This window comes from Methanococcoides orientis, assembly GCF_021184045.1.
GTDB lineage: Archaea > Halobacteriota > Methanosarcinia > Methanosarcinales > Methanosarcinaceae > Methanococcoides > Methanococcoides orientis.
Map to the genome: position 1 here is coordinate 1,947,179 of NZ_CP073710.1, position 15,473 is coordinate 1,962,651.

At 37.3% G+C, this 15,473-nt stretch carries 13 protein-coding genes; 3 read left to right on the top strand and 10 right to left on the bottom strand.

Annotated elements, in window-relative coordinates:
* Positions 1–90 precede the first annotated feature (90 nt).
* Positions 91–1,323, bottom strand: a complete 1,233-nt coding sequence (locus J7W08_RS09460; protein ID WP_233084231.1) for a glycosyltransferase family 4 protein — start codon at positions 1,321–1,323, stop codon at positions 91–93.
* Between the two features lie 541 nt (positions 1,324–1,864).
* On the opposite strand from J7W08_RS09460, the gene J7W08_RS09465 reads away from it, so the two are divergent.
* The 3 genes from J7W08_RS09465 to J7W08_RS09475 all read left to right on the top strand — a co-directional run bounded on the left by J7W08_RS09465 (position 1,865) and on the right by J7W08_RS09475 (position 5,101).
* Positions 1,865–3,067 carry a glycosyltransferase gene (locus J7W08_RS09465; RefSeq protein WP_233084232.1) on the top strand — a complete coding sequence of 401 codons (1,203 nt, stop codon included), beginning with the start codon at positions 1,865–1,867 and terminating at the stop codon, positions 3,065–3,067.
* Positions 3,068–3,206: 139 nt separating this feature from the next.
* On the top strand, positions 3,207–4,124 hold the full coding sequence (locus J7W08_RS09470) for a sulfotransferase domain-containing protein (protein WP_233084233.1): 918 nt from the start codon (positions 3,207–3,209) through the stop codon (positions 4,122–4,124).
* A 26-nt stretch (positions 4,125–4,150) separates the two neighbouring features.
* Entirely contained in the window at positions 4,151–5,101 is a 951-nt protein-coding gene (locus J7W08_RS09475) for a sulfotransferase family protein (protein WP_233084234.1), read from the top strand.
* Between the two features lie 453 nt (positions 5,102–5,554).
* Here the strand turns inward: J7W08_RS09475 and J7W08_RS09480 are convergent, their stop codons facing one another.
* The 9 genes from J7W08_RS09480 to J7W08_RS09520 all read right to left on the bottom strand — a co-directional run bounded on the left by J7W08_RS09480 (position 5,555) and on the right by J7W08_RS09520 (position 15,424).
* On the bottom strand, positions 5,555–7,000 hold the full coding sequence (locus tag J7W08_RS09480) for an oligosaccharide flippase family protein (RefSeq protein ID WP_233084235.1): 1,446 nt from the start codon (positions 6,998–7,000) through the stop codon (positions 5,555–5,557).
* A gap of 188 nt (positions 7,001–7,188) precedes the next feature.
* Positions 7,189–7,626, bottom strand: a complete 438-nt coding sequence (locus tag J7W08_RS09485; protein ID WP_233084236.1) for a universal stress protein — start codon at positions 7,624–7,626, stop codon at positions 7,189–7,191.
* 24 nt (positions 7,627–7,650) lie between these two features.
* Entirely contained in the window at positions 7,651–9,042 is a 1,392-nt protein-coding gene (locus J7W08_RS09490; RefSeq protein ID WP_233084237.1) for an SLC13 family permease, read from the bottom strand.
* A gap of 40 nt (positions 9,043–9,082) precedes the next feature.
* Positions 9,083–10,633 carry a sulfate adenylyltransferase subunit CysN gene (cysN, locus tag J7W08_RS09495; RefSeq protein ID WP_233084238.1) on the bottom strand — a complete coding sequence of 517 codons (1,551 nt, stop codon included), beginning with the start codon at positions 10,631–10,633 and terminating at the stop codon, positions 9,083–9,085.
* Complete coding sequence (gene cysD / locus J7W08_RS09500) at positions 10,630–11,538, bottom strand: sulfate adenylyltransferase subunit CysD (protein WP_233084239.1); 909 nt, start codon at positions 11,536–11,538, stop codon at positions 10,630–10,632. Before cysD ends, cysN begins: the two co-directional genes overlap by 4 nt.
* A gap of 9 nt (positions 11,539–11,547) precedes the next feature.
* The gene (gene cysC, locus J7W08_RS09505) at positions 11,548–12,078 is read right to left on the bottom strand and encodes an adenylyl-sulfate kinase (RefSeq protein WP_233084240.1); all 531 of its coding nucleotides are present in this window, start codon (positions 12,076–12,078) and stop codon (positions 11,548–11,550) included.
* Between the two features lie 8 nt (positions 12,079–12,086).
* A complete protein-coding gene (cysQ, locus tag J7W08_RS09510) occupies positions 12,087–12,893 on the bottom strand; it encodes a 3'(2'),5'-bisphosphate nucleotidase CysQ (RefSeq protein WP_233084241.1) in 807 nt (268 codons plus the stop codon).
* A 14-nt stretch (positions 12,894–12,907) separates the two neighbouring features.
* Positions 12,908–13,939, bottom strand: a complete 1,032-nt coding sequence (gene gmd, locus J7W08_RS09515) for a GDP-mannose 4,6-dehydratase (RefSeq protein ID WP_233084242.1) — start codon at positions 13,937–13,939, stop codon at positions 12,908–12,910.
* A 132-nt stretch (positions 13,940–14,071) separates the two neighbouring features.
* On the bottom strand, positions 14,072–15,424 hold the full coding sequence (locus J7W08_RS09520; protein WP_233084243.1) for a mannose-1-phosphate guanylyltransferase/mannose-6-phosphate isomerase: 1,353 nt from the start codon (positions 15,422–15,424) through the stop codon (positions 14,072–14,074).
* Positions 15,425–15,473 lie beyond the last annotated feature (49 nt).

Genomic DNA, 15,473 nt, shown 5'->3' on the forward strand with positions numbered 1-15,473 from the left:
ATAGCGTTCTCATTAACATCGAGTGGGTAAGTTAATATTTGTACTCTTCAATTCAACTATTATAGAGATCCATAACTGTTTATTATAACCTCAAATCAAAATGTTACTATAAATGTCAGAATACTTCATTGCTATCGCTTCAATCCCGAATCTATTTTCAAATTTTATTCTTGCATGTATAGATAAAGAATGCAGATTATCATCATCTTCAAGTACCCAACTAATACCTCTGGCTAAATCATAAGTGTCAAAAGGTTGTGCCAAATAACCCGTTATCTTGTGGTCAACAATATCTTTGGGACCAGTGGCATCAAAAGCAACCACCGGAGTACCGCATGCCATAGCTTCAATTAGCGTTTTACCAAATGCTTCCTGAACCGATGGAGCAACAAAAACGTCTGCTGCAGAATAAGCAAGCCTTAAGGAAATACTATCTCTTAAAAACCCTAGTGCCTTATAATTAATTCCAAGAAGGTCTAAATCTTCATTATTAGTTCTACCAAAAAAAAGGAATAAATAGTCCTTGTTTAGGTGCTGAATTGCATCCCGGAACTTCCCGAAGCCCTTGTACATATCATGTATGTTAGTTGCACCGGCAAGCACTATTTTTTTATCCTTTGGCAAACCCAGCACATCCCTAGCGATCTCCGGGCTAATTGGGAAAAAATCATTAGTATCAACTGCGTTAGGAACTACGTCTATATTAAAGCCATTGAACAAATAACTATTTTTAGCACACTCTGCTAACCAAGTGCTTATGGCTACAAGGTTCAAATTATCTGGATAACAGCGTTTTTTGCGTTTCAGAACATATCTTGAGAGATCATGTTTATAATTGCTCTTCAATTGAGGACAAAGACCGCATTCATTTTCATATCCTTTACATTCCATTGCATAATGACACCCCCCAGTCATTGGCCACATATCTCGCATTGTCCAAACTATTGGTTTATCAATTTTATTTAATAGATTTATATTGACCATACCACCATTAATCCAGTGTAAATGGATAATATCAGCCCATTGATAAAAATCAGATTTCCTTATATCAAAACCAGTAATCCCTGTACTGAATATAAATTTTTCACGGTTGCGATATATCTTTGTCGGGATGATGTCAATTTGACTTCTAAGTAATTTTAATCCCTTCCCAATATCTGTTTGGGTAACGGCTTCAACTGTGGAATCAGTCCCATTATAATTTTGAACAACCATTCTTGATTCAATGCCATACCTCAATAGACCTTTATGAAGCCAATATGCACCTCGTGCAGCCCCTCCTGAAAGATCACCAGCAACGATATGAAGAACTTTGATGCTCATATGCTTGAATCCGACATAGGTATGTTTTAAATATTTGCTTATATATTAGATAATAAAATTCTGTTATGAAAGTTAATCTATAAATCTTTTTGATATATGTCTCAATTGTTATTTTGAATTCTATTACAATATCTAATCCATATTATAAATATCTTGTTTTGATGACTCTATCCAAAACTTAGAGTATTAGCAATGTTTCGGCTCTGTAGAAATTATCTTAATATAAATCCATACCATAAAAAATTCACCAAAATTAAACATATTGTTCAAATGAAGTGTCGACAGAAACGATTTATTCTTATTTATTCATCACATTTGTATCTAACTCTTGATGAAAGCACCACAATCATATATTGGTTTGCCAACTAATCAGAAGATAAAATAATTATATCAAATGTGTATAAAATTTACCTCGAAGCAACTATTTAATAATAGTTGATAGTTCTTTATCGTAATACAATAAGAGATTATATGAAATATGCATTAACAATATCAACATACTAAGTTATTATATAGACTATATAAAAATGAGGACAAATTTATGAATATAGCTTTTGTTGTTGGTCCCTTTCCAAAATTGTCTGAAACATTTATATTGAACCAAATTACAGGTCTTTTGGACATGGGACACAAAGTGGAAATATTTGCAGTATCAAACCCGAATGAAGAAGTTGTTAATGAAGATGTGATAAGATACAATCTTATGGACCACGTTCACTATTCCCCTAAATATAATACAATTACACCTAAAGAAATTAAATCTTTATTTTTTAACTTTTTCAAGGATTGGAATAAAATATGCAAAGCACTTAATGTGTTTAAGTACGGAAGATCATCCATAAGATTGCTCTTTACCGTTTCAGAAATTATTGGAAATGATTATGATTTTGATATAATCCATTGTCACTTTGGACCAAACGGAATTTTTGGGACGTATCTTGAAGACGTTGGTATTGAAGGGAAATATATTACAACTTTCCACGGCTTCGATGTAAACGTATATCCAAAAAGAAAAGGAGAAAATGTTTACCAAGAACTATTTGAAAAAGGAAATTACTTTACATGCAATACAACTTTCACAAAGAAAAGGCTTATTGGATTAGGTTGCAAAGAATCAAAAATTGTAGTATTACCAGTAGGCCTTAAAGTTGAATTTTTTACTCCAAAGAAAATAGATTATAAAAATAAACCTCTGCAAATTTTAACTGTTGCGCGGCTAGTTGAAGAAAAGGGGCATAAATATGCTATAAATGCAATCGCTAAACTAATTAAGATACATCCCAACATTTTATACTTAATAGTAGGAGACGGTCCTTTAAAGAGAGAATTGGAAAATTTAGTATCAAGATTAGGAATTAATAAAAATGTAATCTTTTATGGAGCTGCTAACCATAGTAAAGTATTAAATTTATATATAGATTCCGATATATTTTTATTGCCAAGTGTAATAAGTAAAGATGGTGCTCAAGAAGCTCAAGGATTAGTGCTTCAAGAAGCTCAAGCAATGGGGCTTCCTTTAGTATCTACAAATATTGGTGGAATTCCAGAAGGGATTAATAATAAATCGGGTTTTATTGTACCAGAAAAAGATATTAATGCATTAATGGAAAAACTGGAATATCTTATAAGGAATCCAGAAATTTGGCCAGAAATGGGAGCAGAAGGTCGAAAATTCGTGAAAAACAGATATGATATGCGCAAACTGAATAAACAACTTCTGGACGTATATGAGTCTGCACTATAATGCAATAGGATTTTGGCTCTATAAAAATAAATATTTTTATGGAAAAAGAAAGATACACATAAATGTAATTGAGTAGTAATCAGTATTTTATTACGAAGTAATTAAAACTAGTTAAATTTTATACATAGGGGGTTAATTAATGGAGTCTCCAATAATTCATATCGGATACCATAAAACAGGCACTACATGGTTTCAAAATAATTTTTACCCTAAGATAACAAACATACAATATATAGATAGAAATTTTGTACAAAATTTGTTCATTAAAGAGAGATCTTTTCATTTTGATGAAAATGAAGTTAAAAAAAATCTTTCAACAAATTTTATTAATAGTAAAAGAATTGTTTTGTGTGAAGAAGAGTTGTCAGGAAATATTCATTCTGGTGGCCTCCATGGATGTTTAACAAAAGAAATGAGCTATCGAATTAAAGCAGTTTTCCCAAACGGGAAAATAATTATTTTCATAAGAAATCAAATCGATATGATTACTTCAATATATCTTCAATATCTAAAAAAAGGTGGAAACTATAATATTAACGAATATTTATATCATACATATACTCATAATAATAGGTTCCCTTTGTTTTCATTTGAACATTTGAACTATATACAAATCATTACACACTATGAAACCCTTTTTGGTAAAGAAAATGTGCATGTGTATTTGTACGAAGATTTTTTAAAAGATAACGACCAGTTTATCAAAAATTTTGCAAGTGAGTTTAATTTAGAGTATAGTTTTAAAGATATGGACTTTAGTAAAAGGAATATAAAGTACAAAAGATGTACTTTTCATTTATCAAAATTACTAAACAGTTTTACTAAACATGACGTTCTAAATAAGTATTATTTAATTAATGTACCATATTTATATGATATATCACGAACCATTTTAAAAAAATTAGATAAAGCGCTATATTTTGATAAAGCTGTAGACAATGAAAGTGTATTAGGAAATGGTAATATTAAATACATCAAGAAATACTACAAATTGTGTAATAATGAATTAAAAAGTAAATATAAACTTGATTTGGATTACTATGATTATCCCTTATAAGTTTATATTTTATCTAGGTGGTATTAATGCAATATAACAAGAGCAATTGCCCTATATTCTTAAGCAAAATATACAATAGGGCAAAATGTTTAAAAGGTATTTTTTTCCCAAAATATAAAGTTAATGATGAAATAAATGATCTAAGTTGCAACCCATTTTTCATAATCGGATCAGGAAGGTCAGGTAATACTTTATTAAGAGCGATATTAACCAATCATTCTAAAGTCTCTATACCACCAGAATCTTATGTACTCCCAAATACCGTTAGAAAATTTCAAATATATAATTTTTTACCATGGGAAGAATTAGTTAAATTAATTTTAGGAGAATTCGAATCACATGACCAATTTACTATGTGGGAAATTAATATACATGACGTTTATGAGAGAGTATTAAATCTCGAAGAAAATAATAGATCGCTTGCAAAAATTATTGATGAGGTATATTGTTATTATTCTGAACAAAAGTTTCCAGGTTTTGAAATCTGGGGTGACAAAACCCCAGGCAACACTTTAAGCTTGGGTTGGATTGATCTTCTATATAATGATGCAAAATATATACATATTATAAGAGATGGCAGAGATGTTGTGAGTTCTTATTTAAAAATGGGAAGATACAATAATATAAAAGATGCCTGTGAAAGGTGGAATGACAGTATTAATGTGGCCACATCTTTTGGAAGAATGAAGGGGTCAGATAAATACATTGAAATTATATATGAAGACCTCGTATCCAATCCAAAAAAAGAAATTATTAAAATTTGTGAATTTATCGGGATTGAGTTTGAAGAAAAAATGTTCACGTATCATCAAGAAATCAATAGGCTTGGGGATACTAAGTTATCCCATCATGGTAATTTAACTAATCCTATTAACATATCTTCAATTGGGAAATGGAAAAACAATTTATCAAAAGAAGATATCGATGAAATGAATCTATTGATCAACACTAATTTGAGCAAATTGGGTTACATATAACATTGATATTTGAATTCCAAAAACGTTGGTAAAAGCAGATACGAGAGAAATCATTGTTACTTGAATGCTACGTCGATGAGCATTAAGTAGTTGTCAGACAAAACACAAGCATCCACTTGTGTTTGTGGTACAAACTTACACAAGGGGTTTCTTATTATTAAACATAGAGATGATCAAATAGGTATAGAGAAGAGGATTTCTACAGAACCAGTATGTAAGCTAATTGGTTACACATTTTTTGCATTTAATTAATTTTTCGATAGACTTAGTATCTAATAACAATCATAGAAAGACGTAAGAACGTTAGCTTACTTTTTACTCTCAAATCGGGACTTCACTTTCATAAGATTGAAAAAGACGTTGAATTTGTTGCACAACCCAACTTTCGACATAAATATATATTTGTTGAACTTTTCACATATTTCTATTATAGCATCTTAAAAGGTTTACTAGTCAAATTTCAAAGATGTTTCTGAAAAATTCAAGTTCATACTTGTTAAACCCTTTAAGTAGCATAAGTATTAAAAAATACAAAACTACGCATATACCAATCATTATGATAATACTAAATAAACCTACAGGGTTCCAAAATATGATTAAGACAGACATCAGAAACGAGGAAAATACGCTTTTTAATATAAACCCGAGATTCATATCAAATCTCAAAAACCTTAGAGAATAATACGCCATTAGGGCAAGGCTAACCATAAAGGACAGCAATGTTGTAACTGCCGCAGCTATAATCCCTATGTAAGGTATCAGCAATAAGTTAAGCCCTAGATTAATAACCGCTGCTACAAGCCATATCGTACCCATGATATGGGTTTTTTTCACAAGCATTGCCACTTTCTGGAATACGACAAATACACCGAACAATAGTGCACTCAATGCTACAAAGGGTGTTATAAGATAACTGTGCTCTGCTATCTCGGGCGTAGATAAGATCTCAAGCAATTCCTTTGAGAGTAATGAGAGTCCGAAGACTCCAGGTATAGCAACAGCTAGGAAGTACTTCAAGGAATAGCTAAGATACTTTTTTACTTCGTCGAGGTTTCCCTCATCGTAATGTTTCGATAGTATCATTGGTAGCATGAAGTTCAAAGGAGCTATGAACGCCTGCAAGATATTACCTAGAGCATAGCCTGGTGAATAGTATCCAACAGCAGATGTTCCTAAAAAGCCCCCAATTACATAGCGGTCACTGGAGTCCAAGATCCATTTGGACATGTTCCCTGGGACGGTGGGTATCCCATATTTCAGATAACTTTTAAGGTTTCTAAACTTTGGTATCCTCAACCCAAGCTGCGATACAATAATGACGGTAGAAATCAAAAATACAATGATGGACTTGACCAGCAAAGCCTCTAATGCCCCCATAAGCCCCCTTCCCAGAAGTACAAAAATTACAACAAGAGCCATGAGAAGTAATTCCTTCAAGGACTGTAGCGTGGAGTGTTTCTTTATTTGCTGGGTAGCTCTGAAGTAATCGAAGAAAATTCTGTCTAGAGTCTCAAAGAAGATGATAAGCGAAAGAATCTCTACAATAACTTTGTTGCCGCCAAAGAGCATGTCTGCAATAGACTCTGATAGCAAGTATACTCCAAAAGCTGCGAACATGCCAGTTACGGTCACAACAGAGAGGAATGAATAGAAAATATCCTGAAATTCCTCTCGGTTCTTTACAGAAGGCAGGAATCTGGCCATAGCCGCAGGAAGACCCAGAATCATAAGGCTTGGAACGATTCCAATTGTCACCATGACCTGTGCCCAGACCCCATAATCCTCTATGGGAAGGTTTTTTGTAAGGATTGGCAGAAGTATAATTCCTTTGAAATGGCTGATGAAATTAGTTAAGCTAACCAACCCAATTCTCTGGGCAAAAAGTTTATATTCCTGCATATTTAAACCAGACAGTTTACTTAAAATATAGACACTTAAAAGAAAGAATGATATATGATTCTTTTCGTTTTGAATTCTCATTCGTTCGTGAAGAAATCTAAAGTTTCTTTAGCAATCATTCTATGTCAGAGCAATATTGAGTTGTAAAATATTCATTTGCAAGAATTAATAAAATAAAAAATTCAAGATTATATAATACGTATATTGGAAATGCCTTTTCTCTTCAACTTCATTGCTATATTATCGACATTTTCGGTAACCACTAAATCAACCTTATGTATCTCTGCAATGTCAGCAACACTCTCAACAAAATGCCCTTTCATCTTCACAGTCTCAAACTCAATACCACGTTTTTCAGCTTCATTCTCGATCATGCCCAATCGACTTGTAATTAACTCATCCCTATCCTTTTTGATGTCCTCTGCCAGCTTCTCAACGAAATCTTTCCCAAGAAAACCATGGTCCTTTGTAACCTTTGCAACCATTTGAGCCACATTTCTATCACGCACGCTCAGAATGATCAGTTTTGCATCATTTTCCTCTGCCAGATCAAGAGCTGCTTTTGCAAGCTTCTTGCGTATTGAGGTTGCTGAAAAGGCCACAAGCACGGCATTTATTTTGTCCATGATATTCATCGCTGCTTTTTATGATTATGTCAAACTTATTCCTACTAAAGGCCAGTATGTAAGCGCCATCAGGATGAAGACTATCCATGATGTTAGATTTAAAATTAACCCCGGAAGCAGTATATCCTTTATTTCATAGTATCCCGAGGAATATGCTATGGCGTTTGGTGGCGTTCCCATTGGCAAGATGAATGCAAGACCTGCGGGGACTGCGATCATATAGACCATTGCTATGGGGTTGATACCTATCACATCACCAAGGCTGAAACCTATCGGAAGAAGGATGGCCACAGCAGCTGAATTGCTTATGCATTCGGTGAGGAATATTGAAACGAATGATATGGCAAGTAACATGATCAGTGGAGTAAGGTGTCCATTCTCGAGAACAAGGTTTGCAATCCATTCTGCTGCTCCTGTCTTAGCCAGTGCAGATCCCATGGCAATTGCACCCCCGTACATGAGGATGATTCCCCAGTTAACGTTGGATTCCACATCGTCCCAATCGATCACGTTAAGAATGAACAACGATACTGCTGAAATAATTGCGATGACGGCAAGCCCAAGTATATTTCCAAGGAATATCCAGGCAAGGACTGTAAGAAACAGAACCATTCCTGTCTTCTTTTCATGGATATCCATCTTGCCCATCCTTTCCAGATGCCTTTCAAGGACTTTTTTTGCAGAACTGACATCATCCACATCTATCCTGAAAAATAGGTTGAGTACAACAAATCCGACTGCAAGCATCACAAACACAATTGGTATGATCGCAACACACCATTCGAAAAAAGTGATAGTAAGGCCCACGTTCTCTTCCAGAAGTCCAATTGCAAGGGGATTCCTGGCACCCCCGAGCAAGGTTCCCACACCACCGATGATCGCTCCCCATGCCATTGAAAGGAAAAGGAGAGTTCCATACTTACTGTTCAGGGGCTCAAGATCGAGACTGTCTGCAATTGCGGACACCACAGGAAACATCATTGCAGCAACTGCATGTTCGGGCATTATGAATGAAAGCATGGCAGAGGATAACATGATGCAGCACAAAAGCCTTCTTGGCGTTCCATCGAATCTGCTGAGCATCAAAAGAGCAATTCTTTTACTGATGCCGGTTTTCATCATGGCTGCTGCCAGGATGAAGGCACCCAGGATAAAAAATACTGCCTTGTTACCAAAGAGGGAAAAGGCTTCCTTGCTGGACATCACGTTGAGCAAGGGTAACAGAGCTATCACAAAGAGACCGGTTACGGAAAGAGGAAGAGCACTCGTTGCCCATAGGATAATAGCTGCAATAAATATCCCCAAGGCGTTCTTGCCCTCAATGGACAGTCCATCAGGCGCAGGAAGAAGGTAAATGGCTGCCAGAACTATTAAGCTCAGCAGTATGACCCAGTAGTTTGGCTTATCATTTGCCATTTATACCCACATCCAATATTAAATTAAGAGAAATCCAACTTCAAGATCGGTCATTAAAACATTCCGAGCATAAAACAACCGATACGCCTGATCTTGTTACAATATTGCACAGATTCTCAATTGTGTTGGAATATTTCTCACTATCAACTGGAACTCCTTTGCAAAGGCCTTCAAATAACACATCATCATCCACATAGATACAATGTGTACCTTGCATGGAAAGGCGGTCATAATTAGCCTGTGCCTCTGCCTTCTTATCTCCTGGATACCTGATAACCCTGGCTTTTACAGATTCACATGCTTTGTCAGGAGACACCTGCTTGTATTTTGAGATCATTCCGGCAGCAGCAGTCTGGTTGGTGTGAGGGTCAATTATAATAAATGAACCTGTGGATTTGTTCTCGGAATAAATATCGGCAAATATTGGGGTCTTCAATTCAATACTAACTTTCCCAATATCATTTAACTTCAGGAAATCCGCAGGTTTCCTGTGGATGTCTTCCGGATCGAACATATAAACTACTTCTGTAAATTGTCCTTTAATTGTGTTGGTCGTATGCTTGATCAGATAATCTTTGCCGATCTCCATGGGTTCAGCATCCATCCAGACCAAATTTGCTTCCATACTTCCAACAATTGCAGGCAGATTATGTGCCCTTGCAATGACATCACTGCGGCTGATGTCAATATCATCCTTAAGACAAAGTGTTACTGCCATTGGAGCAAAGGCATAATCAAGATCTCCTTCGTACGTTACGATCCTTGAAATTTCGCTTGTCTTTCCTGAAGGAAGAACCCTCACTTTTTCTCCTTTACGGATCACACCTGAAGAGATTGTTCCACAATAGCCTCTGAAATCATTGCCACTCCAGTTAACATACTGTACAGGGAACCTGAAATCAATAAGATTGCGACCACCGGATACATTGACGTTCTCCAGATAATCAAGTAGTGTCGATCCCTGATACCAAGGCATATTGTCGCTTCTTTCGATTACATTATCGCCTTTAAGAGCACTTAGGGGAATAAAATAAATTGATTCTGCAGACAATTTATCAGTAAATGTGTTGTATTCATTTACAATACTATCAAAAACCTCTTCTGAATAGTCAACAAGATCCATTTTATTGACCGCAACCACAAAATGCCGGATACCAAGTAATGATGATATGAAAGTATGCCTTCTTGTTTGTGTCATAACACCATTCCTAGCATCAATGAGGATCAATGCAAGGGATGCATTCGATGCTCCTGTGGCCATATTTCTCGTATATTGTTCATGACCCGGAGTATCAGCAATAATAAAACGCCTTTTCGGAGTTGAATAGAATCGGTATGCAACATCAATTGTAATTCCCTGCTCCCTTTCAGACTTGAGACCATCGGTAACCAGAGAATAATCAATATCCTGATCTCGATGAGCTTTTGAATAGTTCTTAATGGAATTCAGCTGGTCTTCAAATATTGATTTTGAATCATATAGTAACCTGCCGATAAGTGTTGATTTCCCATCATCTACACTACCTGCGGTAGCAAACCTTAACAGGTCAATATTCTGATTTTGTTCGATCAAAGACTCAGATCCTTTCAAAAATATCCCTCCCTCTTCTTTTGTTCCATTGAACTGTCCTGATCATGATCGATCACCCTCGTAATACGCTCGGAATGGCGGGCAACCATCATCTCCTCAATGATCTTTGGCATAGTATCTGCCTCTGACCTCACCGCACCAGTACAGTAATGGCAACCAAGGGTTCTGAAGCGGCACATGACCTCTTTGGCCTCTTCCTCGTGTTCATCCGTATAAACCGGAATTAATCGACCATTCTTTTCAATAACCTTTCTTTTATTTGCAAAATAAAGGGGCACGGTCTCAATGTTTTCATGGTATATGTATGTCCAGATATCAAGTTCGGTCCAGTTTGAGAGCGGAAATACCCTTATGGATTCTCCTGGATCGATTTTCGAATTAAAGAGGTTCCAAAGTTCAGGTTTCTGGTCCTTTGGATTCCATTGACCATGCTTATCCCTGAAGGAAAAGATCCTTTCCTTTGCCCTTGATTTCTCTTCATCCCTCCGGGCACCACCAAATGCAGCATCATAGCCACCTTCATTTAATGCATCAAGAAGAGCTTTTGTCTTAAGTTCAGCACAGCATTTGACCGTACCTACAAAGAGGGGATTTATTCCTTTTCGGAGAGCTTCTTCGTTCCTGTGAACTTTCAGGTAGAGGTTATTCTCCTTTGTATAGTAATCCCTGAATTCATACATTTCGGGAAATTTATATCCGGTATCAACATGCAATAAAGGGAAAGGTACTTTTTTAGGATAAAAGGCCTTGATCGCCAGATGTGCCATCACCGAAGAGTCCTTACCTACCGAATATAGCATAACTGGATTTTCGAACTCTGCAGCGACTTCCCTGATAATGCCTATGCTTTCTGCTTCAAGTGTTTTTAGATTTGAAAGTCGATAAGACTCTTCTTCACTGGCCATATTTAGTCCTCAAATAAGCCCATTTTTATCAAGATATTCAATGACTTCCCCTATTGATTCATTGATATCTTCTTTTGAAGTATCAAGAACTACCTCAGGGTTCATAGGTTCTTCATATGGAGCACTGATACCCGTAAAGTCAGAGATCTCATTATCAAGTGCTTTTTTATAAAGGCCCTTTACATCCCTTTCAATCAATGTATCTCGATCACATTTAACGTAAACTTCAATGAAATTGTGACACTTACATCTTGCATGATCTCTTAAAGCCCTATATGGAGAGATGAATGAAACAAGTGTTGCAACACCATTTTTTGATAATAGTTCTGCTACAAATGTTGCTCTTTTGATATTTTCATTTCTATCTTCTTTTGAAAAACCCAGGTCACTGCAAAGTACTTCTCTGACAATATCACCATCAAGTCTTTGAACATAACCAAAGTTCCTCTTTTTTAGTTCTTCCTCGAGAGCCATTGCAAGTGTCGTTTTTCCTGCACCTGACCAACCTGTGAACCATACTGTAAATCCTTTCTTTGACATAAAACCCCTCATGACATCTCTGGTATATCTATAGAAGAGATATCTATTCCAGGACCAAAAGTAATGAAATAATTATTTAGTAGTGACTCTTTATTATATTCTGGTTCTTTCATTGTCTTAAGATCCAACAATTTGCAACCTGCTTCTTTTGCAATAATATGTCCTGCAGCAATATCCCATTCCATGGAACCCTGGAACCTTGGATATAGGTGAGCGTGTCCCATAGCCACTTTGCAAAATTTAAGTGAAGAACCGGCAGGAACCACTTGGTCAACGTTATTCATTTGCATAAATTCGGAGTCTAGGGATGTCGCATGTTTTCTACTCCCGGTTGCGGTAAGGATATCAGATTTTGTTTCACAAAGTGGCAGTTCCTTGATACCCTCAGGATCTTCCATATACGAACCAAAATCTTCTGCCGCAAAAAAAGTAGTTTTGGTAACAGGAGTATAGATCACTCCCATAACAGGCTTGTTATTTTTTACATATGCAATGTTAACTGTAAATTCCCCGTTTCCTTCAATAAATTCTTTAGTTCCATCCAGAGGATCAACAAAGAAAAGATCAGTGTAGTCTTTTCTGACATTGTGATCAGGATAGTTTTCTTCAGAAACTATTGGAATGTCGTACAATTCCTTAAGTCTGGTAGCTATGTATTTGTCAGACTCCAGATCTGCTTTGGTTAAAGGGGAGTTGTCTTCTTTTATTTCAATGCATTTTCTGGAATCATTATAATAATTCAAAATGATTTTTCCTGCATTTCTTGAAATGTCTATCAGTTCAACCAGCATTTTCGGAAATGTATTTTCATCCATGCTTTGCATGCCCCTCATTTATCCATATCTTCTTTAACCATCAATTTTACGAGCTCATCTAATCCAACATTGGATTCCCATCCCAATTTCTCTTTAGCCTTAGTCGGATCACCAATAAGTATCTCCACTTCAGTTGGCCTGTAATACCTTGGGTCGATCTCAATCAAAACTTTGCCAGTGTTACTGTCCACTCCAACCTCATCCACACCTTTACCTTGCCACTCGATCTCGACATCCACCTCCCTGAATGCAAGCTCCACAAACTCCCTCACGGAATGCGTCTCACCTGTTGCGATCACATAGTCATCAGGCTTATCCTGCTGAAGCATCAACCACATGGCCTCCACATAGTCCCCTGCAAATCCCCAGTCCCTCTTTGCATCCAGGTTACCAAGATAAAGTTTGTCCTGACACCCCTTTTTGATATTTGCAACCGCCATTGTGATCTTCCTTGTGACGAATGTCTCACCACGGATTGGGGATTCATGATTGAACAGTATACCGTTGCATGCAAACATTTCATAGGCTTCGCGGTAATTCACAGTTATCCAGTAGGCGTATAACTTAGCTGCTGCATAAGGGCTCCTTGGGTAGAATGGAGTTGTCTCCTTTTGGGGGATCTCCTGCACCTTTCCATATAGTTCGCTGGTCGAGGCTTGGTAGAACCTGGTTTTCTTTTCCAGACCAAGTATGCGTATGGCTTCCAGCAAACGTAGGGTTCCAATTGCATCCGAATTGGCCGTGTATTCCGGGGTTTCGAACGAGACCTGCACGTGGCTCTGGGCTGCAAGGTTGTATATTTCGTCAGGCTGTGTTTCCTGTATGATCCTTATCAGGTTTGTGGAATCTGTCAGGTCGCCGTAGTGCATGAAGAAGTTCACGTTCCGCTCATGTGGGTCCTTGTAGAGATGGTCGATACGTGCAGTATTGAATGAGGATGATCTTCTTTTAATGCCGTGTACGATATATCCCTTGTCAAGTAGGAACTCTGCAAGATATGCTCCATCCTGACCTGTGATACCGGTGATTAAAGCTGTTTTTGCCATTTTATTGCCCCGATCGTTATAAATTTGATAAATGATATTATTATGTGACTAAATAGTTTCTTCATATTAAAATAATTGTAAGATTTTGGATGGTGAATTAAGCTATAACGAAGTAGAGTTCAGTCCTTTCTTTTACTGTCTCCCATACTCATCATCAAACCGAACAATATCATCCTCTCCAACATACTCCCCAAGCTGCACCTCGATGATCTCAAGAGGCAGCTTCCCCGGATTCGATAACCTGTGCCTGATACCAGCCTTGATGAACGTACTCTCCCCCTGCCTCAGGAAATACTTCTCGCCATCATTCTCAACGCAGGCCATCCCTTCAACAACAACCCAGTGTTCGCTCCTGTGGTGGTGCATTTGAAGACTCAGTTTCTTGTGTGGGAATACAATTATGTTCTTGATCTTATGCCTTTCCGAATTTTCCAGGATCGTATATGAACCCCAGGGCCTGTATACGGTCTGGTGTAGCTGTACCCTCTCATCTTCCTCATCCTTGAGAGCAGATACGACCTCTTTCACCTTCTGGCTGCTTTCCCTCGGGCAAACAAGCAGTGCATCCGGAGTGTCCACAACAACCATGTCTTTGACATCGATCATTGAAACAATCTTTTTGGGTTTTGAATAAATGAGATTGTCAGTAGAATTGAGCAGCATGTCGTCACAGTTGTAGATAACATTGCCATTTTCATCCTTGTCAAATTCATTGTAGATCGCATCGAAGTTTCCGAGATCGTTCCACCTGTGATCGAGCTTTACAGTAGCCACACGATCTGACTTTTCCATGATACCATAATCAATTGATATCGATGGCACTTTGCCATAGATCTCCTGTACATCCTCTGAGTTCTCAAATGCATCAGAGACTTCAGGAGCATGAGCTTTCAGTTCATTAAAGAAAACTTCTGTATCAAAGAGGAACATCCCGCTGTTCCAGAGGCAGCCCTCTTTGATGTATTTTTCAGCAACCTCAATATCGGGTTTTTCCTTGAACTCCGATACCTTATATCCGACCCCAAGAGAATCACCTGGTTTGATGTAGCCATACCCTGTTTGTGGAGATGTTGGAGAAATGCCAAAAGTAATAAGGTACTCGGATGCAAGGTCTTCTGCGCTTGCAATGGTTTCCATCGCCCTGGTATCGAGAACATGATCCGATGAGAAAATGCCAACAACAGATCTTCCGAACTTCTTAGTGATCTCCTGCATCCCATAACATATCGCAGGAAGGGTGTTCTTGCCCCGGGGTTCGAGAAGGAGATTTTCAAGAGGAAGCTCATAACCCAGTTCTTCAATCTGCCCGATAACGAAGAACTTTTGTGATTCATTTGTTACTACGAATATCTCGGAGATATCGGATACTTCAAGGCATCTGAGGACTGTGTCCTGGAAAAGGGAAGCATCGTTCAACTTTAAGAACTGTTTTGGATATTTTTCGCGGCTTAATGGCCAGAGGCGTGTTCCTGAACCGCCTGCCAAGATGATGGATCTTATGTTCTCAGCTCCGTGATCGAACCATGTTTGATGG

What these genes read in the sequence shown, in the direction of transcription:
- J7W08_RS09460 (WP_233084231.1), bottom strand. Translation starts at nt 1,323, where the DNA reads ATGAGCATCAAAGTTCTTCATATCGTTGCTGGTGATCTTTCAGGAGGG.
- J7W08_RS09465 (WP_233084232.1), top strand. Translation starts at nt 1,865, where the DNA reads ATGAATATAGCTTTTGTTGTTGGTCCCTTTCCAAAATTGTCTGAAACA.
- J7W08_RS09470 (WP_233084233.1), top strand. Translation starts at nt 3,207, where the DNA reads ATGGAGTCTCCAATAATTCATATCGGATACCATAAAACAGGCACTACA.
- J7W08_RS09475 (WP_233084234.1), top strand. Translation starts at nt 4,151, where the DNA reads ATGCAATATAACAAGAGCAATTGCCCTATATTCTTAAGCAAAATATAC.
- J7W08_RS09480 (WP_233084235.1), bottom strand. Translation starts at nt 7,000, where the DNA reads ATGCAGGAATATAAACTTTTTGCCCAGAGAATTGGGTTGGTTAGCTTA.
- J7W08_RS09485 (WP_233084236.1), bottom strand. Translation starts at nt 7,626, where the DNA reads ATGGACAAAATAAATGCCGTGCTTGTGGCCTTTTCAGCAACCTCAATA.
- J7W08_RS09490 (WP_233084237.1), bottom strand. Translation starts at nt 9,042, where the DNA reads ATGGCAAATGATAAGCCAAACTACTGGGTCATACTGCTGAGCTTAATA.
- cysD (WP_233084239.1), bottom strand. Translation starts at nt 11,538, where the DNA reads ATGGCCAGTGAAGAAGAGTCTTATCGACTTTCAAATCTAAAAACACTT.
- cysC (WP_233084240.1), bottom strand. Translation starts at nt 12,078, where the DNA reads ATGTCAAAGAAAGGATTTACAGTATGGTTCACAGGTTGGTCAGGTGCA.
- cysQ (WP_233084241.1), bottom strand. Translation starts at nt 12,893, where the DNA reads ATGGATGAAAATACATTTCCGAAAATGCTGGTTGAACTGATAGACATT.
- gmd (WP_233084242.1), bottom strand. Translation starts at nt 13,939, where the DNA reads ATGGCAAAAACAGCTTTAATCACCGGTATCACAGGTCAGGATGGAGCA.